The 24728-nt window shown below is 60.2% G+C and carries 18 protein-coding genes; 12 read left to right on the top strand and 6 right to left on the bottom strand.

Translation table 11 applies throughout. From position 1 onward, the window contains the following. Positions 1-12: 12 nt before the first annotated feature. The 10 genes from HUW52_RS07650 (at position 13) to HUW52_RS07605 (ending at position 11755) form a co-directional block, all read left to right on the top strand. Positions 13-1722 carry an NAD(P)/FAD-dependent oxidoreductase gene (locus HUW52_RS07650; RefSeq protein WP_175553315.1) on the top strand — a complete coding sequence of 570 codons (1710 nt, stop codon included), beginning with the start codon at positions 13-15 and terminating at the stop codon, positions 1720-1722. A gap of 30 nt (positions 1723-1752) precedes the next feature. Further along, positions 1753-3081, top strand: coding sequence for an amidase family protein (locus HUW52_RS07645; protein WP_175553314.1), 1329 nt, complete (start codon positions 1753-1755; stop codon positions 3079-3081). A 149-nt stretch (positions 3082-3230) separates the two neighbouring features. Next, complete coding sequence (mtr, locus tag HUW52_RS07640; protein WP_175553313.1) at positions 3231-4490, top strand: tryptophan permease; 1260 nt, start codon at positions 3231-3233, stop codon at positions 4488-4490. A 261-nt stretch (positions 4491-4751) separates the two neighbouring features. Beyond that, positions 4752-5678, top strand: coding sequence for a glutamate/aspartate ABC transporter substrate-binding protein (locus HUW52_RS07635; RefSeq protein ID WP_016986631.1), 927 nt, complete (start codon positions 4752-4754; stop codon positions 5676-5678). A gap of 193 nt (positions 5679-5871) precedes the next feature. After that, entirely contained in the window at positions 5872-6618 is a 747-nt protein-coding gene (locus tag HUW52_RS07630) for an amino acid ABC transporter permease (RefSeq protein ID WP_016986630.1), read from the top strand. Then, positions 6618-7289 (top strand): amino acid ABC transporter permease, encoded by a 672-nt coding sequence (locus HUW52_RS07625; protein ID WP_003227756.1) that lies wholly within the window; start codon positions 6618-6620, stop codon positions 7287-7289. The genes HUW52_RS07630 and HUW52_RS07625 overlap by 1 nt, the downstream gene beginning before the upstream one ends. Next, entirely contained in the window at positions 7286-8020 is a 735-nt protein-coding gene (locus HUW52_RS07620) for an amino acid ABC transporter ATP-binding protein (protein WP_007963947.1), read from the top strand. The genes HUW52_RS07625 and HUW52_RS07620 overlap by 4 nt, the downstream gene beginning before the upstream one ends. A 170-nt stretch (positions 8021-8190) precedes the next feature. After that, positions 8191-10092: a sensor histidine kinase gene (locus HUW52_RS07615; RefSeq protein WP_016986629.1), complete on the top strand. Its 1902-nt coding sequence runs from the start codon at positions 8191-8193 to the stop codon at positions 10090-10092. Continuing rightward, positions 10089-11417, top strand: coding sequence for a sigma-54 dependent transcriptional regulator (locus HUW52_RS07610; RefSeq protein ID WP_175553312.1), 1329 nt, complete (start codon positions 10089-10091; stop codon positions 11415-11417). Before HUW52_RS07615 ends, HUW52_RS07610 begins: the two co-directional genes overlap by 4 nt. Further along, positions 11417-11755 (top strand): GlpM family protein, encoded by a 339-nt coding sequence (locus tag HUW52_RS07605; RefSeq protein ID WP_016986627.1) that lies wholly within the window; start codon positions 11417-11419, stop codon positions 11753-11755. Before HUW52_RS07610 ends, HUW52_RS07605 begins: the two co-directional genes overlap by 1 nt. Before the next feature lie 200 nt (positions 11756-11955). Here HUW52_RS07605 and HUW52_RS07600 read toward each other — a convergent pair whose 3' ends face one another. Beyond that, positions 11956-12621 carry a DsbA family oxidoreductase gene (locus HUW52_RS07600; protein WP_016986626.1) on the bottom strand — a complete coding sequence of 222 codons (666 nt, stop codon included), beginning with the start codon at positions 12619-12621 and terminating at the stop codon, positions 11956-11958. A 177-nt stretch (positions 12622-12798) separates the two neighbouring features. Further along, the gene (locus HUW52_RS07595) at positions 12799-13833 is read right to left on the bottom strand and encodes an alpha/beta fold hydrolase (protein WP_175553311.1); all 1035 of its coding nucleotides are present in this window, start codon (positions 13831-13833) and stop codon (positions 12799-12801) included. Between the two features lie 207 nt (positions 13834-14040). Here HUW52_RS07595 and HUW52_RS07590 point away from each other — a divergent pair, with 207 nt between their 5' ends. Beyond that, positions 14041-19599, top strand: coding sequence for a hypothetical protein (locus tag HUW52_RS07590; protein WP_256667962.1), 5559 nt, complete (start codon positions 14041-14043; stop codon positions 19597-19599). A gap of 63 nt (positions 19600-19662) precedes the next feature. On the opposite strand, the gene metE is transcribed toward HUW52_RS07590, so the two are convergent. Beyond that, a complete protein-coding gene (gene metE, locus HUW52_RS07585; RefSeq protein ID WP_175553309.1) occupies positions 19663-21975 on the bottom strand; it encodes a 5-methyltetrahydropteroyltriglutamate--homocysteine S-methyltransferase in 2313 nt (770 codons plus the stop codon). A gap of 112 nt (positions 21976-22087) precedes the next feature. On the opposite strand from metE, the gene metR reads away from it, so the two are divergent. Then, a complete protein-coding gene (gene metR, locus HUW52_RS07580) occupies positions 22088-23005 on the top strand; it encodes a transcriptional regulator MetR (RefSeq protein WP_016984735.1) in 918 nt (305 codons plus the stop codon). Positions 23006-23113: 108 nt separating this feature from the next. On the opposite strand, the gene HUW52_RS07575 is transcribed toward metR, so the two are convergent. The 3 genes from HUW52_RS07575 to HUW52_RS07565 are packed head-to-tail and all read right to left on the bottom strand — an operon-like array spanning position 23114 to position 24710. Next, entirely contained in the window at positions 23114-23611 is a 498-nt protein-coding gene (locus HUW52_RS07575; RefSeq protein WP_175553308.1) for a GNAT family N-acetyltransferase, read from the bottom strand. A gap of 2 nt (positions 23612-23613) precedes the next feature. Further along, the gene (locus tag HUW52_RS07570) at positions 23614-24252 is read right to left on the bottom strand and encodes a LysE family translocator (protein WP_175553307.1); all 639 of its coding nucleotides are present in this window, start codon (positions 24250-24252) and stop codon (positions 23614-23616) included. A gap of 23 nt (positions 24253-24275) precedes the next feature. Beyond that, positions 24276-24710 (bottom strand): NUDIX domain-containing protein, encoded by a 435-nt coding sequence (locus HUW52_RS07565; RefSeq protein ID WP_016984732.1) that lies wholly within the window; start codon positions 24708-24710, stop codon positions 24276-24278. Positions 24711-24728: the final 18 nt, after the last annotated feature.

Raw genomic sequence — 24728 nt, 5'->3', positions numbered from 1 at the left:
GAATTCCCCCCTGTGAAGCCTATTTCCCTTGATTGCAGTCAGGCGTCCGCGTGCCTGTCTTTTCCCTACGTCGATCTGCTGTATGACTACGGCCAGTTCCTGCGCAGTGCCGATGAAGCCATCGGTTACCTGCCGGCGGAAACCGCCGAGAAACACATCGGCATCGTTGGCGCCGGCCTCAGCGGGCTGGTCGCCGCTTACGAATTGCTGCGCGCCGGTGCGCGTCGCGTGACGTTGTTTGAAGCCGAACCTGAGCATGTCGGCGGGCGCCTGCTGACCCAATGTTTTGACGAAGAGCAGCCGCAATTCATTGCCGAAATGGGCGCCATGCGCTTTCCGCCGAGTGAGGTTGGGCTGTTTCACTACCTCAATCGTTTCGGCATCCAGACCACCGAAGCATTTCCCGACCCGGGCGTCGTCGACACCGAAATCCACTACCGTGGCGAGGCCCATCACTGGGCAGCCATGCAGCCGCCACCGGCGTTGTTCAGCACCGTGCACCAGGGCTGGATCGCCTTTCTCAGCGAAGGCGTGACCCTTGATGACGGCACATGCCTGGCACCGCCACTGCTGATCACCGAATTGCTCAAGCAGCACAATTACTGCGAAGTGCAGCCCGAGTGGCAACGCTATCTGGACTGCTTCGGTGACAGCTCGTTTTACTCGGCGATGGTGCGCATCTTCACCGGCAAAAAACCGCCGGGTGGCAAACCGTGGCGCAAGCCCGAAGACTTCCACCTGTTTGGCTCGTTGGGCATTGGCTCGGGTGGTTTCCAGTCGGTGTACCGCGCCTCGTTCACCGAGATCCTGCGCCTGGTGGTGAATGCGCTGGAGGTCAATCAGCGTCTGGTGCCCAACGGTATTTCCTCGCTGGCCGAACGGATTGCCGAGACCGAGTTCAACGGTATTCAGGTGCGCGACATGATTTGCCGCACGCGCATCGAATCGATCAACAAAGGGGCGAAGGGCGAGATTCTGCTCGCTGGCAGCAATGGCGAAACCTACGCCTGCGACCGGGTGATCACCACCACCACGACCCGCGCCCTGCAAGTGAACCTCAAGCTCACGCAGAACCAGGCCTTCGTCAATCGCGACGTCGCGCGGGCGATCAATGAAACGCACATGGTCGGCTCATCCAAGCTGTTCATCCTGACCAAGGACAAGTTCTGGCTCAAACATGGCCTGGCGCAAAACATCCAGACCGACACCCTGGTCAAGGGTGTGTATTGCCTCGACTACGCACCGCACGATGCGGATTCCTGGGGCGTGGTGCTGATCAGTTACACCTGGGAAGACGACTCGCACAAGATGGTTTCGATGACCGACAAGGTGCAGCGCTGCCTGCGGCTGGTCGACGAACTGGCAATGAGCGCCCCGGAATTTGCCAGCCATCTGCTGCCGCTGGACGGCGACTACCAGCGCTACGTTCTGGAATACGACTGGCTGACCGACAAGCATGCGTTGGGCGCTTTCAAGCTGAATTTCCCCGGCGACGATATTTACTCCGAGCGCCTGTTCTATCAGTTCCGCACCGCACTCGACCCGAAACAGGACACCGGTTTATACCTGGCCGGTTGCGGCGCCTCGTTCACTGGCGGCTGGGCCGAAGGCGCGATTCAAACCGCGCTGAATGGTGCGTGCGCGGTGATCAGCAGTCTGGGCGGCGACCTGATTGCCGGCAACCCGCTCGACGACCTGCACTCGCAGTACCGCTACTGCTGACCCAGTCCCTTTCCACGCCGAGAATCATCCATGTACAGCCAGCTTTCAATTGAACAGCTCGTCAACGGCTTTCGCAGTGGTCAACACTGCCCGGACACCTGGCAGCACGCCCTGTGCGAGCGTCATGTGCAGATGCAGCACCTGAACAGTTTCATCACTTTCGACCCGTCAGCGTTCAAGGCAAATGCCGCCGAACGCGAGAGCGCGCTGTATGGCCTGCCGGTGTCGTTCAAGGACAACATCAACGTCAGCGGCATGCCGACCACCGCCGGCACCCCCGGCCTGGCCGACTATGTGCCGCAGTTCGATGCCGGCATCGTCGAGCGCTTTCGGCAATTGGGCGCGCAGATTGTCGGCAAGAACAACATGCACGAATTGTCGTTCGGCGTGACCTCGGCCAACCATTCTCATGGCGCCGTGATCAACCCCGCCAACGAACGCTACAGTGCCGGCGGCAGCAGCGGTGGTTGCGCAGCGGCCGTCGCCGCCGGGCTGGTGCCCTGCGCAGTCGGCACCGACACCGGTGGTTCGGTGCGGATACCGGCGGCGTTCTGCGGCATCGTCGGGTTTCGTCCGACCACGGGCGTGTACCCCGCCGATGGCATCGTCCCGGTGTCACAAACCAAAGACACCCCGGGCCTGCTGACCCGCACCGTGGAAGATTGTCAGTTCGTTCACGCGCAACTGACCGGCATCCTGCATCAGCCTGAAACCAGGCCGTTGCGCATTGGCATTCCCGAGCGTTTTCTCTGGGCCGACCTCGCCGACAATGTGCAGCGAGATTGCCGCGCGGCCGTCGATGGCCTGGCCGATCGCGGAATGATCATTGTGCCGGTCGACGATGCAATGATTGGCGAGATCAACGAGAGCATCCAGTTTCCGCTGCCGATCTATGAGTTCTTTATCGACTTTCCACGCTTCCTGATGAAAGCAGGACGTGGCGAGCAGTTCCTCGACATCCTCGCGCAAATTCGCGATCCGGCGATCAAGAAAATCCTCACTGCGCAACTGGAAAGTCCGGCGATTTCCTACACGGATTACGTGCAGGCATTGATGAGCAAACTGCGTCTGGAGAAGGAATACCGCGCCCTCTTCAGCCACCATCAACTGGATCTGCTGGCTTACCCGACAGTGACTTGCAGCGCGCCACTGCTCAGCGCTTGCGCGGATGAGAGCAACTTTGAAACCTTCGTGCGCAATACCGACCCGGCGAGCAACCTGGCGGCGCCGAGCATCAGCGTTCCGGTGGCTGCGGCGGGTGAGTTGCCAGTGGGCTTGTCGTTCGATGCGTTGCCCGGGCAGGACAGCTTTTTGCTGGCGAATGTGCGGCATCTGACGCACCTGCTCAACATCGGTTAACCACGATCCCTGTGGGAGCGAGCCTGCTCGCGAAGGCGTCGTGTCAGTCGACATCAGCTTTGTCTGCCACACCGCTATCGCGAGCAGACTCGCTCTCACAAGGGCTCTGAGTCGATGCACCTACAACAATTCAGATTGCAGGCCTTGCCATGCGCGTCACCTCAATATCCTCCATTCCCGCGGTCGAACGCTCGCCGTCGATCCTCGGCGGCGCCATGATCATCGGCGGTACCATCGTCGGTGCCGGCATGTTCTCGCTGCCAGTGGTCATGTCCGGGCTGTGGTTCTACGGCTCGGTCGCCGTGCTGCTGTTCGCCTGGTTCTGCACCTTGCACTCGGGCCTGATGATCCTCGAAGCCAATCTGAACTACCGTGAAGGCGCGAGTTTTTCCACCATCACCCGGGATCTGCTCGGCCGTCACTGGAGCCGGATCAATGGCTTGAGCATCGTGTTCGTGCTCTACATCCTGACCTACGCGTACATTTCGGCCAGCGGTTCGGTGATTCATCACACAGCACAATCACTCGGATTTGCACTGTCGTCGCGAGCCGGCGGTTTGTATTTCACCCTGGTGGTGGCGTTCATCGTCTGGCTCAGCACCACGGCGGTGAGCCGCATGACCACGCTGGTGTTCGGGGCAAAAATCCTCGCGTTCTTTCTGACCTTCGGCGGCCTGCTCGGGCATGTGCAAGGCCCCACACTGTTCAACCTTGATGCCGCGGACAGCCATTACTGGCCTTATCTGCTGGTGACCCTACCCTTCTGCCTGACCTCGTTCGGTTTTCACGGCAACGTGCCGAGCCTGATGAAGCATTACGGCAAGGACCCGCAGCGGATCCGTGCCTGTCTGCTCGGTGGCACCCTGCTTGCGCTGGCTCTGTACCTGGTATGGATGCTGTGCAGCATGGGCAATATTCCCCGCGACACGTTCAAGGACATCGCTCAGCGCGGTGGCAACATCGATGTGCTGATCAGCGCGCTGGGTTCACGACTCAACAGCGCCAACGTCGATCTGCTGCTGACGTTTTTCTCCAATTTCGCAGTAGCCTGTTCGTTTCTCGGGGTGACCCTTGGCCTGTTCGATTACCTGGCCGATGTGCTGGGTTTCGATGACAGCCCCCTCGGTCGCTTGCAAACCGCCGTCGTGACCTTCGTGCCGCCGATGCTTTGCGGCTTTCTCTGGCCGGAAGGCTTTCTGCATGCCATCGGCTTTGCCGGTCTGGCGGCGACGTTGTGGGCGGTGATCACCCCGGCGCTGCTGGCACGCGCTTCGCGCAAACGCTTTGGCAGCCCGCGCTATCGCGTGTGGGGCGGCACGCCGATGATCGCGCTGGTGCTGTTTTTCGGAGTGCTTTGCGCGGTGTCCCATTTATTGTTCGTATTTGATTGTTTGCCGGTGTGGCGCTGAAGCATCGTGTTCGGTTTTCCGAATGCGACTTCACGGTCGATTCGGTTAACCGGATCAATCAGGGAGGAAAATACCGCCACAAAACTTTAATAACGTTATAAATCATCAGGTTAGCTATCAGCGACTGGTCTGGCACGACTCATGCTCTACACTCTCTCGACGAATGCCTGTTGTGCCAACACTTCAGGAGCCGTCAGGCATTCGAAGCACAAAAGGGCCGACGAACTGGCTCCATAAAAAAAACAATTCGAGGAAAATTTGATGCGCATCGTTCCCCATATCCTGGGCGCAGCCATTGCGGCCGCTCTGATCAGCACGCCAGTTTTCGCCGCCGAACTCACCGGCACCCTGAAGAAGATCAACGATTCGGGCACCATCACGCTCGCTCACCGCGACAGCTCCATTCCGTTTTCCTACATTGCCGATGCTTCCGGCAAGCCAGTGGGCTACTCCCACGACATTCAAGTGGCCATCGTTGAAGCCCTGAAAAAAGACCTGAACAAGCCAGACCTGCAGGTCAAATACAACCTGGTGACCTCGCAAACCCGTATCCCGCTGATCCAGAACGGCACCGCGGATATCGAGTGCGGCTCGACCACCAACAACGCCGAACGCGCCCAGCAAGTCGACTTCACCGTCAACATCTTCGAAATCGGCACCCGTCTGCTGGTCAAGAAAGACAAGGATGGCAAGCCGTCCTACGCTGACTTTGCCGACCTGAAAGGCAAAAACGTCGTGACCACCGCTGGCACCACGTCCGAGCGCATCATCAAAGCGATGAACGCCGACAAGCAGATGGGCATGAACATCATCTCCGCCAAAGACCACGGCGAATCCTTCAACATGCTGGAAAGCGGTCGCGCCGTTGCCTTCATGATGGACGACGCCCTGCTGGCCGGCGAAGAAGCCAAGGCCAAAAAGCCGACTGACTGGATCATCACCGGTACGCCACAGTCGTTCGAAGCCTACGCGTGCATGGTTCGCAAAGACGATCCAGCCTTCAAGAAGGCTGTCGATGACGCCATCGTCGCCCTGTACAAGTCTGGCGAGATCAACAAGATCTACAGCAAGTGGTTCGAGAGCCCGATTCCACCAAAAGGCCTGAACCTGAACTTCCCGATGAGCGACAAGGTAAAAGATCTGATCGCCACCCCGAGCGACAAGCCGGCGCCTGACGTAAAAATCTGATTCCTGACTAACCTTACTGCCTGAGGGGGCGACCCTCCCTCAGGCGTCTGTTACTACCTGCGGGCTTTACTGTGGAACACTCGACCTGGCGGTTTTCGAGCCGATCGCGTGTGCCTGACGTTCAACGTCAGGCGGGAAAGGATCTTCCCCAAGCGGGTGCTTGTACATCGATCGATCTCGAGGGGAGACCCTAATGAATTACAACTGGGACTGGGGCGTGTTCTTCAAGTCCACCGGCGTCGGCAGCGAGACTTATCTCGACTGGTACGTCACCGGTTTGGGCTGGACCATTGCCATCGCCATCGTGGCCTGGATCATCGCTTTGCTGCTGGGCTCCATTCTGGGGGTCATGCGCACGGTGCCGAACCGCATCGTATCGGGCATCGCCACCTGCTACGTGGAACTGTTTCGCAACGTGCCGCTGCTGGTTCAGCTGTTCATCTGGTACTTCCTGGTACCCGACCTGCTGCCGCAAAACCTGCAGGACTGGTACAAACAGGACCTCAACCCGACCACCTCGGCTTACCTGAGCGTTGTCGTCTGCCTGGGCCTGTTCACCGCCGCCCGCGTTTGCGAACAAGTGCGCACCGGCATCCAGGCGTTGCCACGCGGCCAGGAATCCGCCGCTCGCGCCATGGGTTTCAAGCTGCCGCAGATCTACTGGAACGTGCTGCTGCCCCAGGCCTACCGCATCATCATTCCACCGCTCACCTCGGAATTCCTCAACGTCTTCAAGAACTCCTCCGTGGCGTCCTTGATCGGTTTGATGGAATTGCTGGCGCAGACCAAACAGACCGCTGAGTTCTCGGCCAACCTGTTTGAAGCCTTCACCCTGGCCACGCTGATCTACTTCACCCTGAACATGAGCCTGATGTTGCTGATGCGCATGGTCGAGAAGAAAGTCGCGGTGCCCGGCCTGATCTCCGTGGGGGGTAAATAATGGACTTCGATTTCAGCGGCATCATCCCCGCCATCCCGGGACTGTGGAACGGCATGGTCATGACCTTGCAGTTGATGGTCATGGGTGTGGTCGGCGGCATCGTGCTGGGGACGATCCTCGCGCTGATGCGCCTGTCGTCGAGCAAACTGCTGTCGCGGGTGGCCGGCGCCTATGTGAACTACTTCCGTTCGATCCCGCTGCTGCTGGTGATCACCTGGTTCTATCTGGCGGTGCCGTTCGTGCTGCGCTGGATCACCGGCGAAGACACGCCGATCGGTGCGTTCACCTCCTGCGTCGTGGCGTTCATGATGTTCGAGGCGGCGTACTTCTGCGAAATCGTCCGCGCCGGTGTGCAGTCGATCCCCAAAGGTCAGATGGCCGCCGCACAGGCGATGGGCATGACCTATGGCCAGACCATGCGCCTGATCATCCTGCCCCAGGCGTTCCGCAAGATGACGCCGTTGCTGCTGCAACAGTCGATCATCCTGTTCCAGGACACCTCGCTGGTTTACACCGTGGGCCTGGTGGACTTCCTCAACTCCGCCCGCTCCAGCGGCGACATCATCGGTCGTTCCAACGAGTTCCTGATCTTCGCCGGTGTCGTCTACTTCATCATCAGCTTTTCCGCCTCGCTGCTGGTCAAGCGTCTGCAAAAAAGGTTCGCCGTATGATCTCTATCAAGAACATCAACAAGTGGTATGGGGACTTCCAGGTGCTGACTGATTGCAGCACCGAGGTCAAAAAAGGTGAAGTGATCGTGGTCTGCGGCCCCTCGGGTTCCGGCAAATCGACCCTGATCAAATGCGTCAACGCGCTGGAGCCGTTCCAGAAAGGCGACATCGTCGTCGACGGCACCTCGATTGCCGACTCGAAGACCAACCTGCCGAAACTGCGTTCGCGCGTCGGCATGGTATTCCAGCACTTCGAACTGTTCCCGCACCTGACCATCACCGAAAACCTGACCATCGCGCAGATCAAGGTGTTGGGCCGCAGCAAGGAAGAGGCGACCAAGAAAGGTCTGCAACTGCTCGAGCGCGTCGGTCTGTCGGCGCACGCCCACAAGCATCCGGGGCAACTCTCCGGTGGCCAGCAACAGCGTGTGGCGATTGCCCGGGCGCTGGCGATGGACCCGATCGTCATGCTGTTCGACGAACCGACTTCGGCGCTTGACCCGGAGATGGTCAACGAAGTGCTCGACGTGATGGTGCAACTGGCCCACGAAGGCATGACCATGATGTGCGTGACCCACGAAATGGGCTTCGCCCGCAAAGTGGCCGACCGCGTAATCTTCATGGACGCCGGCAAGATCATCGAAGACTGCCCGAAAGAGGAATTCTTCGGCGATATCAGCGCCCGCTCCGAACGCGCGCAGCACTTCCTCGAGAAAATCCTGCAGCACTAAAACCGAGTACTTGCGCCATCACACTGATCCCTGTGGGAGCGAGCTTGCTCGCGAAAGCGGACTGACATTCAACATCAATGTTGACTGATCCAACCTCTTCGCGAGCAAGCTCGCTCCCACAGGGGCAGCGGTGAGCCTGCAAGTGTGGTGGTTGACCCAAGGCAACTGTGATGAAATGCGACCCCAATCTCTATCGCGCCGCGCCGCCATCACTTGCCGTGAAGCCTCGTCTGATTCGTCATTTGTTCCTGCCGCCGCTGGTCATCATCCTGATGATCGGCTTGGGTTTTATCGGCTTCTGGACCAGTGAGCATTTCGGCATTCGCAGCCTCGGCGAAAACGGCCAGCGTCAGCTGGAACTGCATGCCCGCGCGGTCGAAAGCGAGATCAGCAAATACACCTACCTGCCTAGCCTGCTGGAACTCGAAACGAGTGTGTCGCAGTTGCTGGCCGACCCGACTCCGGAATACCGGGAAACGGTCAACGCTTACCTCGAAGGCCTGAACCGGCGCAGTCGCAGTCGGGCCATCTACGTCATGGACACCACCGGCCGCGTCATGGCCACCAGCAACTGGCGCGATGTCGACAGTTACCTCGGTGAAGACCTGTCCTTCCGCGCCTATTTCCAGAAAGCCGTACGCGGCGAACCCGGGCGTTTCTACGGCATCGGCAGCACCAACGGCGAACCCGGTTACTACCTCGCTCATGGGCTCGAAGAGCATGGCAAGATCATTGGCGTCGCCGTGGTCAAAGTGCGCCTGGAAGCCATGGAAGAACGCTGGCAACGGGCGCGTCTGGAAGCCTTCGTCAGCGATGAAAACGGCATCATCATTCTCTCCAGCGATCCGGCCCGGCGCCTGAAAGCAGTGATTCCCTTGAGTGAAGCCACCAAGGAAAAACTCGCCCGCAGCCTGCAGTACTACTGGTTCCCGCTCAACGAACTGCAACCGTTGGCTCGCGAAACCTTGTCCGAAGGCGTGGAGAAACTCACCTTCCCGGCCAACAGCGAAGTGCAGTCCGGCGAGGATGACATCAGCTATCTGGCGCAGACCCGACCGCTGAGCGACACACCGTGGAATTTCACTCTGCTCACACCATTGCAGGACCTGCGCCGCGAAGCGATCAACCAGGGAATTCTCGTCGCCGTCGCATTCGCGTTGGTGGCCTTCCTGCTGATCGCCTGGAACGAGCGGCGCAAGGTCATCGCCACTCGCCTCGCCGCCCGCGAAGCCTTGCAGGAAGCCAACAATCAACTGGAGCGTCGGATTACCGAACGCACCACTGATCTGCGCGCCAGTAATGATCGGTTGAAAAGTCAGATACGCGAGCGCCGTCAGGCCGAAGAGACCTTGCGTCGTGCCCAGGATGAACTGGTCCAGGCCGGAAAACTCGCAGCCATCGGGCAGATGTCGACCAGCATTGCCCATGAATTGAACCAGCCGCTGGCCGCGATGCGCACGCTGTCGGGCAACACCATACGCTTCCTCGAACGCGGTCAGCTCGACGTCGCCAGCACCAACCTGAAGACTATCAATGACCTGATCGACCGCATGGGCCGGATCACCGCCAGCCTGCGCTCGTTCGCCCGCCGTGGGGACGATCAGGGCCAGGCCAGTCTTGGCAAAGCGGTCGATGCCGCGTTGCAAGTGCTCGGCGCGCGGGTGGAAACCTCGGGGCTGGACGTGCATCGTCAGTTCGTCGACGTACAGGTGCAGATCGACCAGACCCGCCTCGAACAGATTCTGGTCAACCTGATCGGCAACGCCCTCGACGCCATGCAGGCGCAACCACAGCCCGAACTGTGGCTGGAGGGCGAAGAGTTCAACGCCAAGTATCGCCTGCGCGTACGCGACAACGGCCACGGCATCGACGCCGAAGCGCGCAAGCATCTGTTCGAGCCGTTCTTCACCACCAAGCCCGGCGAACAAGGCCTGGGCCTGGGCCTGACCCTTTCCGCCAGCCTCGCGGCCGCCACCGGCGGGCATCTGGGTGTCGAACACCCGGCCAGCGGTGGCACCACCTTCGTCCTCAGTTTACCGTTGGTAAGCCCTACTCCTGCCGAGCCAATATGAACCACGACCTTAGTGTGCTGATCGTCGAAGACGACCCCCATGTGCTGCTCGGCTGCCAACAGGCGCTGACCCTGGAAGACATTCCCTGCGTCGGCGTCGGCAGTGCCGAGGAAGCGCTGGAGCGTGTCGGCGACAATTTTGCCGGCATCGTCATCAGCGACATTCGCTTGCCGGGCATCGATGGCCTGGAACTGCTGACCCGCCTCAAGCAGCGCGATCGCAGCCTGCCGGTGGTGTTGATCACCGGCCACGGCGACATTTCCATGGCCGTGGGCGCGATGCAGAAAGGCGCTTATGACTTCATGGAAAAACCGTTCTCGCCGGAACGTCTGGTCGACGTCGCGCGTCGGGCGCTGGAGCAACGCAGCCTCGCCCGCGAAGTGTCGTCGCTGCGCCGCCAACTGGCCGAACGAGATTCCCTCGAAGGACGGATCATCGGTCGCTCGTCGGCGATGCAGAACCTGCGTGAACTGATCGCCAACGTCGCCGATACCTCGGCCAACGTGTTGATCGAAGGCGAGACCGGCACCGGTAAGGAACTGGTCGCCCGTTGCCTGCACGACTTCAGTCGCCGCCACAGCAAACAATTTGTTGCGCTGAACTGCGGCGGCCTGCCGGAAAACCTCTTCGAAAGCGAGATCTTCGGCCATGAGGCCAACGCCTTCACCGGCGCCGGTAAACGCCGGATCGGCAAGATCGAACACGCTGATGGCGGCACATTGTTCCTCGATGAAGTGGAAAGCATGCCGCTGCCGTTGCAGATCAAACTGCTGCGTGTGTTGCAGGAACGTACCCTCGAACGCCTCGGCTCGAACCAGAGCGTGGCGGTGGATTGCCGAGTGATCGCGGCGACCAAGTCCGACCTCGACGAAGCGAGCAAGGCCGGCGAATTTCGCAGCGACTTGTACTACCGCCTCAACGTGGTGACCCTGGAATTGCCGCCACTGCGCGAGCGCCGTGAAGACATCCTGCAACTGTTCGAACACTTCACCCAACAGTCAGCCCTGCGCTTCGACCGCGCACTGCCGGAACTGGACAACCAGACCCTGTCGAACCTGATGAGCCACGACTGGCCGGGCAACGTGCGTGAACTGCGCAACGTTGCCGAACGGTTTGCCCTCGGTCTGCCGGCGTTCAAAAAGTCCGGCGCCGGCAGCGCTGGCCAAGGCCTGGCGTTTGCCGAAGCGGTGGAAGCGTTCGAACGCAACCTGCTCAGCGACGCCCTGCAACGCAGCGGTGGCAACCTGACTCAGGCGAGTCTTGAGCTGGGCATGGCCAAGACCACGCTGTTCGACAAAGTGAAAAAGTACGGGTTGAGCCACTGATGGATCTGTTTTTCAAAGCCCTGTTGGGCGCCGCGGTAGTACTGATCATCGCGGCGCTGTCGAAAACCAGAAACTATTACATCGCCGGGCTGGTGCCGCTGTTTCCGACGTTTGCGCTGATTGCGCATTACATCGTCGGCAAGGGGCGTTCGATTGAGGATTTGAAGACCACGATCGTGTTCGGCATGTGGTCGATCATTCCGTACTTTGTGTATCTGGCGACGTTGTATGTGATGGTGGATCGGTTGCGGCTGGAGGCTTCGCTCGCCGTCGCGGCGGTGGCCTGGTTGATGGCTGCCACTGTTTTGGTGACTGTTTGGGTGCGCATCCACAGCTAAGTGCAAAAGCCACCCTCACCCCAGCCCTCTCCCGGAGGGAGAGGGGGCCGACCGCAGTGTCTCGCGTCTGACATCGACCTGAAAAACCGAGTCGATTATGGATTCGGTACAACACGCTCAGGTCGGCGTATCACTCCAACAACCCCCCAATCAGTCCCCTCTCCCTCTGGGAGAGGGCTAGGGTGAGGGGCTTTTGCTCTTCAGTTGACGGTACCGCCCTTGGACTCCGCCATAATCTGCCGAATCGCCCCGACAAACGTTTCCACCGGTTGCCCACCCGTCACCGCATACTGCCCGTTGAACACTACCGTCGGCACCGAACTCACCCCACGCTGTAGCCACTGCTGCTCTTCTTCGCGCACCTCATCGGCAAACTCGTCGGACGCCAGAACGGCCTCGGCCCGCTGGCGATCCAGGCCGACGTTTTCCGCAATCTGCACCAGTTGCCGGTGATCCGACGGATTGCCGCCATCACTGAAATACGCCTTGAACAGCGCCTCTTTCAACGGTAGCTGCACACCTTCAAGCCCCGCCCAATGCAGCAAGCGGTGTGCATCAAAGGTGTTGTAGATGCGGCTGTTGCCATCGGTGCGAAAGGCAAAACCCAATTCAGCACCACGGGCACGAATGGCTTCGCGATTCTTCTGCGACTGCTCCGGCGTCGAGCCGTATTTCTCTTGAATATGCTCGGTGATGTTTTGCCCTTCGGCGCCCATCTTCGGATTCAGCTCAAACGGCTGGAAACGGATCTCGGCCTGCACTTCGTTGCGCAGGATCTCCAACGCTTCGAGCAAGCCATACAAACCGACGACGCACCAAGGGCAGGACACGTCGCTGACAAAGTCGATTTTCAGAGCGGAACTCATCAAATACCTCGCAGGGGAAATCGTGCGGGAAAGTTTGCACGATACACCTGCTCCAGATTTTTTGGTGACCATAACGGCCCCTTCGCGAGCAGGCTCGCTACCACCCTTGGAATGCGTTCTCCTGTGGGGGCGAGCCTGCTCGCGAAGAGGCCCGCTCAGACAACACAAAGACCTCGGTTACAGCAGGTTCCCGCCCACCGCCGGCTCAATCTGCGCCCAGTGCGAAGTGTCTTCACGATGCGCCTGCAAATACGGCAACACCGCCGCCAGTAACGGCTCTTTGAACGCTTCCTGAAAACGATGCGCCAGGCCAGGAATCAACTTCAACTGGCTGCCGCGAATATGCGCCGCCAGATGCACACCGTGCATCACCGGCAACAATGGATCTGCCGTGCCATGCACCACCAGCGTCGGCACGCGCAATTGGTTGAGCAACGCCACCCGACTTGGCTCGGCGAGGATCGCCATGATCTGGCGCTTCACACCTTCCGGGTTGAACGCTCGGTCATACGACAGCGCCGCCTGATGCAGCAAGGCCTGGCGATCATCGGTAACCGCCGGGCTGCCCAGTGCCGCCAGCAGATCAGCCTGTTGCTCCAGCGCCACCTGACGATTCGGTGCGCCGCGTCGCGATAAAAGCTGCACCAGCGCCGCACTCGGTGCCGGCAAACCTTCGGCGCCAGAGGTGGTCATGATCAACGTCAGGCTCTCGACCCGCTGCGGCGCCATGGCCGCCATGTGCTGGGCGATCATCCCGCCCATGCTCGCGCCCAGGACGTGGAACTGCTCGATGTGCAACGCGTCCATCAAACCCAGTGCGTCGTCGGCCATGTCCGTCAGGCTGTACGGTGCCGCCACCGGCAGACCGAGCTTGTAGCGCAGCACTTCGAACGTCAGATTGGCTTCCACCGGCGCCTGACGCCAGGTTGACAGGCCGACATCGCGGTTGTCATAGCGAATCACCCGAAAGCCTTGCTGACATAGCGCGACCACCACTTCGTCCGGCCAGTGGATCAACTGCCCACCCAGGCCCATGACCAGTAACAACGCAGGATCCGACGCACGACCGATGCTCTGGTAAGCCAGGCTCACCTGTGGCAGGTCGGCATGCTCGGTCGGCACATTCACATCGCAGCGCGCCGCCGCCCATGCCGACGATCCGAAAAAAATCGCGGCCAACAAAGCCGCGACCGATAAAAAACCCTTAGCCATGAAAAACACCGAAACGCAGAACCCCAGTAGAGCGCGAGTCTGATGAAGTTTGTACAAGTGCGCTGCCACAGTTCGATGACAGTTTGATGAAGAGTGCCGAGCGGTCGTGCGGCGATAACTATGTACCGCCATGGGTTGCCGGGTTTTCAGTTCAATGGTGGCACCAAGAAGCGGATCCGCCGCTTCACAACTCGAGCCATCGTTGCCATGCCCGACCGTTTTTTGTCCGAACTCTTAGATCCCGGCCCGACGGCCTCATCGCCCTGGGCTCATCTGCCCGGCAATCCTGACAGCGCGCTGGCGCTGAGTGCCGCGAACCGATGGCGCGACAGTAGCCAGGCACTGCGTGAACTGGTCGCCGGGGTGCCGACCACTCGAGAGGCCCTCACTCGGTTGCTCGAGCAGAAGCTGGATCTGGGCGAGCCTGATATCGGTTTCCACTTTGCGGCGCCCCCGCAACGTCCCGAACATTTCATGGCGATTGTGCAGGCCTGTGCCTTCGTTTTTCAGCAGCCGTTACCGGCGGACACGCTTGACCAGCAATGCCGTGTGACAGGCCTGCCCGCCAGCCATCGACTGTTTGCCCTCACGCCACTGCAATTGCTTGAACGGCTCAAGGGTCTGGACCTGGTCAAGGCGCTGGACGAGGACTGGAATCAATATTGGCAGGCGCGGGCAACCGGTACTCCGGTATCGCGGCGCGAACGCGCCAACCAACTGTATCGCCAGCATTTCGAGGCGACCGTCCTGAGCGCCGTTGCCCAGCGTCGTGTGACGGCTGAACAGCGCATTTCGCTGTTCGCGTTGATGGATGCGACCAGCCATGAGGCGACGGTCACCTGTGAACAGGTTTCGCTGGTGCTGAGCAACGGCAGCAAAGTGAAATTCCCTGCGGCCTGGGTCATCAGCTTTGGTGACCAGCCGCCATTGCACTGGCTGTACCTGCCGCTGCGCCCCGAAGCATTCAAAGGTTTTACCCAACGCAGCGACCTTGAGGCGTGGATGTCCGCTCAGTCGCTGATTCCCAGCGGTTTGCCGCAAACCGGTCTGAGCTTTGAATACGCCCGTAGAGACTTGCCACTGTCCACCGGCATGAGCGACCTGCTGACGCACTTTCGCCAGGCCCGAGTCGATGCCCTGCGTAACGGTAGCGCGGGCAAGTCCGGATTCGCCGAACACGCCAGCAACGCCCTTGATTTCGCCGACCGCGCAGATCGCCAGCGCCAAACCGCTGCCGTGTTCGGTTCTCCCGCCGTTACTGACGCCGTCATGGTCGAGGACGCTGAACAGTCGCTGTTCGGCAGTCTTTATGCCGACATTCCCTTGGCCCTGCGTCAGGCCGCTCTCAATCGCCAGCGTGATGCCCTGGAAGCGCGACTGGGTGCATCGGGCGACAGCGCCGCCCTGCAATCGATCGAGGCGTTGCAACTGACGCTGGAAACCGCCGAGCAAGCAGCAGACAACGCCGCAATAGCCCTGTTGGGGCGCACACGGCCCCTTGACCTGCTGACGTTTAATCGTCAGTTCACCGCTTTGCATCAGGCGCACAAGACCGGCCTGCAAGCCGAAGCCGACTTGCAACGAGAGCTTGAACAGATCAGCAGCGAAGACCACCAACTGCTCAAGGTTCTGCTCGACCCTGCCACCGCCCTGCGCAGCGACTGTGTGGCGGCCAGCCTGGAACTTTCAATGGCCGAAGCGGCTGACGGCAGCATGAACGAGACCCTCAACGGCCCGTTTGTCCTGACCCGCGCCGCTACGTTGCTCGATCCGACGTCGCCCCACAGCCTGTTGCTTTACTGGCCCGGCACAGGTGGAGGACTGCAGCACTTTGCCAATCGTCGGGCGCTGGAAAGCCAGATGTTCGCGATTACCGAGTCGGCCACATCGCTGACTCTGCGCTTGAAAAAAATCAGTGGTGACCCACTGCACTACGCGTTGGATCAACTGACCAGTGAGTTCGAAGTGCAGGCCGGCGAAATCCGTGTGCGCTATCCCGAGTCGACAGCGTCCTCCGAGCGCAGCAGCCAACTACAGGCCTTGCGTACACGCTTCAGGGGCCTGCTGCAGGTGCCATTACACGCCGCACGAAACCTGGCTTTTGCCCACCTGCTGGAGCAGCACCGCAGCGGCACGCTGGCTACCCTTCTGCCGGCCTGGCAACGCAAGATGTCCACTGACGAGCGCAGCCACCTGAAGGCACAGATACAGGCCTATATCGCTGCCATGCACCGCAGCCACTCGTTGCTGACGCTGGCCGTGCCGCCGCGTGATGACTTCACCCGTCAGCATCTGTACCAACGCCTGCGTGAGGACTTCTCGGTTGAGGGGACCTTCTCGGTGCTGATCGATCTGCCGGACTCAGCCAGGCTGCAAAAGCAACTGAGCGATGGCTCCACCATGACCACCCCGCAAAAACTGGTGGCGGTCCCCAGCGCAACTCGCAGCAAGATCCCCCTTGAAGAGCTGGCGCAATCGAACATCGACAACACCCCCTCCATGCGCCTGGGATCGGAGTCCTTGCGCCTGCTGTTCATGAAGGTCGAGGTCAACGCTGCCAATGACCACACACGAGAAGCCTTGAAAAGCGGCATTACCCATGAATACCTGCGCACGATCCTGCCGGATATGGACTTGCCCAAAGCCTACGAGCAAACGATCCGTGACGCCTTCATGGGCGGGCCCGGCGAAGCCACATTCGTACGCGAACATCGCCGCGAATGCCTGCTCGAACCATGGCAACTGATGCTCAAGATGCAGGGCGAATGCGCACGCCTGCAACAGCGGATCAACGACCACGAGTGGCAAATATTCAACATCGCCATTACCGCCGACACCACACAGGCCTGGAACAACGGCACCAGGCGCATTGTGTTGTTGCCGGCCTTCCTCAGAGCCGGTGGCAACGACACGCCCAATCAAGGTCCCGTGACGTTGTCCGGTGTAACCTTTATCCAGGAGCAGATCAGCGGGACAACCTTGCTGTATTTGCCGGACGGTCCCGACGACCAGGTCTTGCGTCGTTACGACAGTCTGGAAGATGCCCGCATCGGACTGTTCAGACTGTACGAGCAAGACTCATGGATCAGCTATCTGTCCGGCCGGGCCCTGCAGGGTGATGTGCGCGCCCATGCACTGCGCCTCGGTCAGGCGATCGAGAAGAAAAATAACGCCATGATTGGTGTCGGCATACCGTGGCCTTCAACCACGTCATTGACCCAGCACCTGCTCAACGTCCACATGGGACGGCTGATCGAGGCGCATCGGGGCACGTCGCGCTCCAACGATGCGCTATACATGGAGCGCTACGCGCTCAAGGGACCCAGGGCCTTCAACTACTTGAAAATGGCGCTGGGATTACTGCCCCTCATCGGCACCGCGTTTGCCCTTTACGATGCCTGGAGCAGCGCCAATCAGGCCGTGGCGGCTTTTTTGCGCGGCGATGTAGGAGATGGCCTGGCGGAGGTTGAGTCCGTACTGTTGTCACTGATCGACGCGGCCATGGACCTGCTGCCGGGCGAAGCAGCGGTCTCGGCGGTGTCCCGAACGGCCCGCTCGCTGACCCGTGCCCGCCAACTGCGCACGCTGGCACGAAGTGCCGGCGCACTGCATGTGCCCAACCGACGTCAGGCGCAGAATCTGGCGGCGCGCTTCTCCGGCTACGAATACGAAAAGCCGATTTCGCTGTCCGGGCAGGAACCCGCCGCCGATGGGCCCTATCGCGGCATCTACCGGCATGCCGACGGCGACTTCATCCTGAGTCACGGGCGGATCTTCGAAGTTCACCGCAACCACAAAGCCGACGAATGGCGTTTACGCGGCACAAGTACCAAGACCTATAAACAACCCATTGCTCTGGATGAAAACGGGCAGTGGGATACCTGGTTCGGCGTCTACGGCACCGCTGTCGGCGGGTTGCCTGGTGGCGGAAATGTCGCCGGGTATCTGGTCGATACCGCTGATTCATTCTGGCCGCAGGCGATCCGGCAGCGATTGCCTCGCTGGTTGGTGGCCAGTGACACGGCTCGTCAGCTGCGCTTGACCCGCGAAGCCGACAACCTGGCCGATCAGCTCCAGGCCAGGGGCGTGGCGAGCGATGCCGCTATCAACCGCTATGGCAGTGCCTCGCCGCAGGACAGGCGGGCCAGGTTGCCGGCGTCCGAAGCCGCCTGTGCCGGCGATATCCAGTTGGCTACCCGACAATACGAAAAACTGGCGGAGTTGATGCCCCTGACCAAGGGCAACAAAAAACGAACCCTGCTCGAAATACAAAGCAAGTGCGCTTCGTTGCTGACCGATCGCTACTGGCGCCGCGCCTACCACCTCTCCCAAAGCAGCGTCGATGTGATCAACCGGATTGACGAGCTGATGCAGGCGCTCGACAACCTGCCGAGCGATACGCTCGTCCAGCAGTTGGAAATGCTCGAAGGCATTCGCTCATTGCGTGTCGATTACCTGCGTCAGCTCAATCAAATGGAACAGCTCAAGGCCGATGCCAATTACTGGTATGAACGCATCCGCGTCAAAGCGCACAAAGAAACCAGAACAGCACTGATCGAAGACATCAACACCAAGCACAGTTATGCCAACCTGCTGTATCTGAAAACCGGGCAACGCCTGGAAATCATCAAGCGACATGGCCGAACCGACGATGTTTCCTGGTTTTACCTGATGGAGCAGGCTCACGAGCTTCGTGCCAATGTCGATCGGGCCCTGTACACGCAATACAACCTGCGCAACAGCAACGCGAGCCGGGTTCAGCGCAGTCAGATTCTGCAGAACTGCGTTGAGCTGTACACCCGCTTCCTTCGCGAGATGAAGATCTGGACCTCCACGTATCCGCAACACTTTCACCTGGAGGAAGTGCCGGCGTTGCTGAGCGGGATCGAATGGCTCGCGGAACGGGCCCGCAAAGGCATCATCGAAGAGCCCGCGCCCGTGCCGGTAGGGCAGGCGGTACCAAGCGTGTTCACCACCGCCGACAACCAACTGCTGCACGGTGCCGAACGCTGGGAACCGACAACGCACAAACATCAATACGTTTCGACCACGCGCGGCGGCTACGAGGAAGTCTGGGAGCAAGGCAGCGATGGCAGCTACCGACTGTTGAACCCGCGAAACACAGAGCCACCGGCCCCCGCATCAATCAGCCTGGCCGCGTTAATGGTCGATGCGCAACGGCGCCTGGATGCCCAGACGGATTACCAGATCAGGGTCGAGTCCTACGCCGAGCAGGACATGCTGCCGGTCGACCTTCAGCACATGATGGACAGCGAAGCGACCGAGCTCAATCGGCGCGCCGCCCGCATCGAGACGCTGGCAGCGCAAAACCCGATCATTGCGCAGTTGCGCAACAAGGCCAGCGAACTGACCCTTACCGGCCGGGCTCTGCGTACCCGCCAATCGCTGACCAGCCAAAGACCCACCGATGGCATGCTCGAAGACCTGATCACGCAGAAGGCCGTGGAGATCCGTAAGACCAGTCCGCTGAAAAACCTCGGCAAACGCCACGGCCGCACTGATTACCTGCAAGAGTATGAGATCTGGGATGTAACGCTGTCGCCGGCAGAGCTGCTTTGGTATGCCCACTTCCATTACCGCAGCGCGACCCGAACGTTCAGGGGTTTCGAGAAAGCCCATTTGAAACTGCCTGGCCACCGCTTCCTGACCCACGCGGACGACGCCACCCTGCCCTATGCCGATATTGGCACGCAGTCGGCGGTGCTTGTGCACTTCGAGGCGATCCTGGCTAACGAAGCGATCTAAACCCTGCCTCATCAACCACTAAAAAAGCCAGCCTCACTCGTGAGGCTGGCTTTTTTGCAGGCGTTAGGCCAACTGACTGCGCAACTGCCGCGCCGCCGCCACCATGTTGACCAATGCCGCCTCCGTCTCCGGCCATGCCCGAGTCTTCAAGCCGCAATCGGGGTTGACCCACAGTCGCCCGGCTGGAATCCGTTTGACCGCTTTGCTCATCAGCTTGACCATCTCGGCAGTGTCCGGCACCCGTGGCGAGTGGATGTCATAGACGCCGGGGCCGATGTCGTTCGGGTAGTCGAACGCCTCGAACGCATCGAGCAGCTCCATGTCCGAACGCGAGGTTTCAATGGTGATGACGTCGGCGTCCATGTCGGCAATCGCCTTGATCACGTCGTTGAATTCGCTGTAGCACATGTGGGTGTGGATCTGGGTGTCGTCCTTGACACCGGATGCCGTCAGGCGGAACGCCTCGACCGCCCAGTCCAGGTATTCCTGCCATTGCGCGCGGCGCAGCGGCAAGCCTTCGCGGAACGCGGCTTCGTCGATCTGCACGATCTTGATTCCGGCGCGCTCCAGATCCACCACTTCGTCACGCAGGGCCAGCGCCAGTTGTTGCGCCTGGACTTGGCGCGAGACGTCTTCGCGGGGGAACGACCACATCAGCATGGTCACAGGGCCGGTGAGCATGCCTTTCATGACCTTCTCGGTCAGGCTCTGTGCGTAGGTGATCCAGTCCACCGTCATCGCCTGCGGACGGCTCAGGTCACCGTAAATCACTGCCGGTTTGACACAGCGCGAACCGTAGCTTTGCACCCAGCCGAACCGGGTGAACAGGTAACCATCGAGCTGTTCGGCGAAATACTCGACCATGTCGTTGCGCTCGGCTTCACCATGCACCAGCACGTCCAGCCCCAGACGTTCCTGCACCTGTACGGCGTGGCGGATTTCACTGCGCATGGCGTCCTGGTAATCGTTGGCCGACAGCTTGCCCTGCCTGAACGCCTGACGCGCCAGACGGATGGAACCGGTCTGCGGGAACGAGCCAATGGTTGTGGTCGGAAACGTCGGCAATTGCAGACGCGCCTGTTGTTGGGCGATGCGTGTGGCAAACGGTGAATGACGCTGACTGTCACTGGCATTGACTGCGTTGATGCGGGCCTGCACCTGGGCTTTATGAATGCGTGGCGATTGCGCACGGTTGCGCGCAATGGTGCGACTGGCCTCCAGCGCGGTGCGTACGGTGGCCGCTTGCGGATCATTCAGCGCATCACGCAGAACGGCGATTTCGCCGCACTTCTGCACGGCAAAGGCCAGCCAGCTTTTCAGTTCCGGATCGAGTTTGTCTTCACGCTCGACATCCACCGGGCTGTGCAGCAACGAACAGGAACTGCTGACCCACAGGTTGTCGCCGAACCGCTCTTGCGCCGGTTGCAATTGCGCCAGCGCCTGCTCCAGTTCGCAGCGCCAGACGTTGCGCCCATTGACCAGACCGACCGAGAGAATCTTGTAAGCAGGCAGACGATCAAGCACCTGCCCCAATTGCTCCGGCGCCCGCACCGCGTCGATATGCAGCCCCTGCACCGGCAGACCTACAGCCAGGCCGAGGTTGTCTTCAAGGCCACTGAAATACGTCGCTACCAGTTTTTTCAACGGCGAGTACTGCAGGATGTGATAGGCGCGTTCAAAGGCATTTTTCCATGCCTGAGGCAGATCCAGAGTGAGGATCGGCTCGTCGATCTGCACCCATTCCACGCCTTGCCCGGCAAGACGAACAAGGATTTCGTTGTAGACCGGCAGCAAGCGCTCAAGCAGATCGAGTTTGTCGAAATCTTCGCCTTTCGCCTTGCCCAGCCACAGGTAAGTCAGCGGGCCGATGATCACCGGTTTGACGTTGTGGCCCAGCGCCCTGGCTTCTTCGACTTCGTCGAACAACTGCTCCCAACTCAGCTTGAACTGTTGGTCAGCACTGAACTCCGGGACCAGGTAGTGGTAGTTGGTGTCGAACCATTTGGTCAGCTCTTGCGCATATTGCGTCTGGACGTGCTCGCCACCGCAGCAGCTGGTCGTCGCGCCTCGAGCCATGGCGAACAGGGTGTCGAGGCTCGGCTGACCATGCTCGTCGCGCACGCTGGCGAAACGCTCAGGGATCACGCCGAAGGTCAGCGAGTGGGTCAGCACCTGGTCATACCAGGCGAAGTCGCCGACCGGCATCAAATCGATGCCCGCATCCTTTTGCAATTGCCAGTGAGTGGCGCGCAGATCACGGCCGACCTTGTTCAAGGCAGTCTGGTCGAGATCGCCTTTCCAGAAGGCTTCGAGGGCTTTTTTCAGTTCGCGGTCGGCGCCAATGCGCGGGAAACCAAGGGTGTGGGCCACGGCCATGTCGAATGTGCTCCATTGAGTAAAAGATGGCGCCATTGTCGACAGCCAAGCCAACATGAGACAAACTCAACCTTTTCGTGTTGATCACAAGTTTTACTCATGGAGCCAATCGGTGCTTGAAATACGTCACCTGAAAACCCTGCACGCACTGCGCGAAGCCGACAGTCTGGTGGATGCTGCCGACCGTTTGCACCTGACCCAATCGGCGCTGTCCCACCAGTTCAAGGAACTGGAAGAGCGCATGGGCATGCAATTGTTCGTGCGCAAAACCAAACCGGTACGTTTCACCAGCGCCGGTCTGCGTCTGTTGCAACTGGCCGACGCGACACTGCCACTGCTGCGCGCCGCCGAGCGTGACATCGCTCGACTGGCCGGTGGCACCGCCGGTCGTTTGCACATGGCCATCGAATGCCACAGCTGTTTCCAGTGGCTGATGCCAACCATCGACCAGTTCCGCGATGCCTGGCCGGAGGTTGAACTCGACCTCGCTTCGGGTTTCTCTTTCGCACCGCTGCCGGCCCTGGCCCGTGGCGACCTGGATCTGGTGGTGACCTCCGACCCACTGGAAATCGCCGGCATTACCTATGTACCGCTGTTCACCTACGAAGCGATGCTGGCAGTGGCCAACCAGCATGCACTGGCAAGCAAACCGTACATCGTTCCCGAAGATTTGCTGACGGAAACATTGATCACCTACCCGGTGGAACGTGACCGTCTCGACATCTTCACGCGCTTCCTGGAACCAGCCGACATCGAGCCGGCGCAGGTGCGCACCTCAGAACTGACGGTGATGATGATGCAACTGGTCGCCAGCGGCCGTGGCGTCTGCGGCATGCCGCACTGGGCACTGCACGAATACAGCTCGCGCGGTTATGTGAAGGGCAAACGCTTGGGGGAAAAAGGCTTGTTCGCAACGTTGTACGCGGCGATTCGCACCGACATGCTCGATGCACCGTACATGCGGGATTTTCTGCTGACAGCGAAGGACACGTCGTTCTCGACCCTGGACGGGGTCAGCGCCGTTCGCTGATCCCTGTGGGAGCAAGCTTGCTCGCGAAGGCGTCGGCTCAGTCAATCTGGTTGTTGAATGTTCTACCGCATTCGCGAGCAAGCTCGCTCCCACAAGGGCGGGGTGATATCAGATCTCGCGCCACATGTGGATCTTGTCGAAATAATCTTCGCCCACCCGCACCGCCAGCGGTTCGAGGCCAAACTGGATGAAGCCGCAGCGCTGGTAGAGATTGAACGCGGCGTCATTGCCGGCGGTGACGGTGAGCTGGAGCAGTTTCAGCGTCGGATGGTTTTGCGCTTCGGCAATGGCCGCCTGCACCAGTTCATGGCCCATACCGTGCTGGCGAAAATCCGCCGAGACGTACATGCCGAATAACGTGGCCTTATGGCGGGCCTTTTCACGCGGTTCGAAGGCCAGGCCAACGATACCGGCCAACGTGCCGGCCTCAAACGCGCCAAGCACCACGTCGAGCTTGCCGGTCAGACGCCCTTCCCACCAACTCAGCGGCATCACCGCACGCTCGCGTACGCTGGAGGTGAAGGCCTGCGGATGACGGTCATAGGCTTCAAGCATCAGTTCCCGGTAGGCCAGCGCATGGCTGGCGTCCAGCCGTTCGATCCACATGTTCAGGCCGTCCTGCGTTGCTCAAGCATCAGCCGTACGGCGAGGCCGCCGAGGACCAAGCCCATGAAGTAACGCTGCAACGCCAGCCATGTCGGGTTACGCACGAACCACGACGCTATGCCCGCCGCGAACAACGCGATCAGCAGGTTGACGCTGAAACTGACACTGATCTGCGTCAGGCCGAGGAGGATGCTTTGCATGAATACGGAACCGTGCTCAGGCGTGATGAACTGCGGAAACACCGAGAGGTAAAACACCGCAATTTTTGGGTTCAGTGCGCTGGTGAGAAAGCCCATGGTGATCAGCTTGCGCGACGAGTCCGGCGGCAATTGCTGCGCCTCGAACGGCGAGCGCGCGCCAGGTTTTACCGCTTGCCAGGCCAGCCACAGCAGGTACAGCGCACCGGCCCATTTCAACACTTCATAGGCCATCGGCACCGCGAGAAACACCGCGGTCAACCCGGCCGCCGCGGCAAACATATGCACAAAGAAACCAGCGACCACGCCCAATAACGAGATGATCCCGGCCTTGCGTCCCTGACAGATCGAACGCGAGATCAGGTAGATCATGTTCGGCCCCGGTGTCAGCACCATCAACAAGGCTGCAGCGGCGAAGATCAGCAAGTCTTGAAGCGGGATCATGGCAAAGTCCTTTGCGTGGATGATCAGGCGATGGCCGTCAATGACTGGCGATAAAACGGCAGGATCAGGTCGCGTGTCAATGGCGCCAGCTCGACGACTGGATCAGTGGCAGGATCGACCCAGATCACCTCTTCGATTTCCGCTGCCGGCATGACTTCAGTATCGATCGTCAGTTGAAAGATCTGCGCCTGAACGACAAACCCCGGTTCGTTGGCGGCAGGCGCCGAGAACTGCCCGAGAAATGCAGCCTGCGCCGGGTCGATCTGCAAACCCAGCTCTTCTTCCAGCTCACGCGCCAGTGCGTGCACCGGCAACTCGTGCGCTTCGATCTTGCCGCCCGGTTGCATGAACGCCGTGGTGCCGCGCTTGCGCACCAACAGGGTCTGGCCTGCGGGATCGAGCACCAGCGCGGCGGCGATACGAATGAGGTTTGCAGAGACAACGGATGCAGAGGTCATGGGTCAGCCACCGGCCTG

Source organism: Pseudomonas sp. 43A (assembly GCF_013363935.1).
In the GTDB taxonomy this organism is placed as follows: domain Bacteria; phylum Pseudomonadota; class Gammaproteobacteria; order Pseudomonadales; family Pseudomonadaceae; genus Aquipseudomonas; species Aquipseudomonas crudilactis.
The sequence above is the reverse complement of the archived record's forward strand: the minus strand, read 5'-3'. Positions and strand labels throughout refer to the sequence as shown.

What these genes read in the sequence shown, in the direction of transcription:
- HUW52_RS07645 (WP_175553314.1), top strand. Translation starts at nt 1,753, where the DNA reads ATGTACAGCCAGCTTTCAATTGAACAGCTCGTCAACGGCTTTCGCAGT.
- mtr (WP_175553313.1), top strand. Translation starts at nt 3,231, where the DNA reads ATGCGCGTCACCTCAATATCCTCCATTCCCGCGGTCGAACGCTCGCCG.
- HUW52_RS07635 (WP_016986631.1), top strand. Translation starts at nt 4,752, where the DNA reads ATGCGCATCGTTCCCCATATCCTGGGCGCAGCCATTGCGGCCGCTCTG.
- HUW52_RS07630 (WP_016986630.1), top strand. Translation starts at nt 5,872, where the DNA reads ATGAATTACAACTGGGACTGGGGCGTGTTCTTCAAGTCCACCGGCGTC.
- HUW52_RS07625 (WP_003227756.1), top strand. Translation starts at nt 6,618, where the DNA reads ATGGACTTCGATTTCAGCGGCATCATCCCCGCCATCCCGGGACTGTGG.
- HUW52_RS07620 (WP_007963947.1), top strand. Translation starts at nt 7,286, where the DNA reads ATGATCTCTATCAAGAACATCAACAAGTGGTATGGGGACTTCCAGGTG.
- HUW52_RS07615 (WP_016986629.1), top strand. Translation starts at nt 8,191, where the DNA reads ATGAAATGCGACCCCAATCTCTATCGCGCCGCGCCGCCATCACTTGCC.
- HUW52_RS07610 (WP_175553312.1), top strand. Translation starts at nt 10,089, where the DNA reads ATGAACCACGACCTTAGTGTGCTGATCGTCGAAGACGACCCCCATGTG.
- HUW52_RS07605 (WP_016986627.1), top strand. Translation starts at nt 11,417, where the DNA reads ATGGATCTGTTTTTCAAAGCCCTGTTGGGCGCCGCGGTAGTACTGATC.
- HUW52_RS07600 (WP_016986626.1), bottom strand. Translation starts at nt 12,621, where the DNA reads ATGAGTTCCGCTCTGAAAATCGACTTTGTCAGCGACGTGTCCTGCCCT.
- HUW52_RS07595 (WP_175553311.1), bottom strand. Translation starts at nt 13,833, where the DNA reads ATGGCTAAGGGTTTTTTATCGGTCGCGGCTTTGTTGGCCGCGATTTTT.
- HUW52_RS07590 (WP_256667962.1), top strand. Translation starts at nt 14,041, where the DNA reads ATGCCCGACCGTTTTTTGTCCGAACTCTTAGATCCCGGCCCGACGGCC.
- metE (WP_175553309.1), bottom strand. Translation starts at nt 21,975, where the DNA reads ATGGCCGTGGCCCACACCCTTGGTTTCCCGCGCATTGGCGCCGACCGC.
- HUW52_RS07575 (WP_175553308.1), bottom strand. Translation starts at nt 23,611, where the DNA reads ATGTGGATCGAACGGCTGGACGCCAGCCATGCGCTGGCCTACCGGGAA.
- HUW52_RS07570 (WP_175553307.1), bottom strand. Translation starts at nt 24,252, where the DNA reads ATGATCCCGCTTCAAGACTTGCTGATCTTCGCCGCTGCAGCCTTGTTG.
- HUW52_RS07565 (WP_016984732.1), bottom strand. Translation starts at nt 24,710, where the DNA reads ATGACCTCTGCATCCGTTGTCTCTGCAAACCTCATTCGTATCGCCGCC.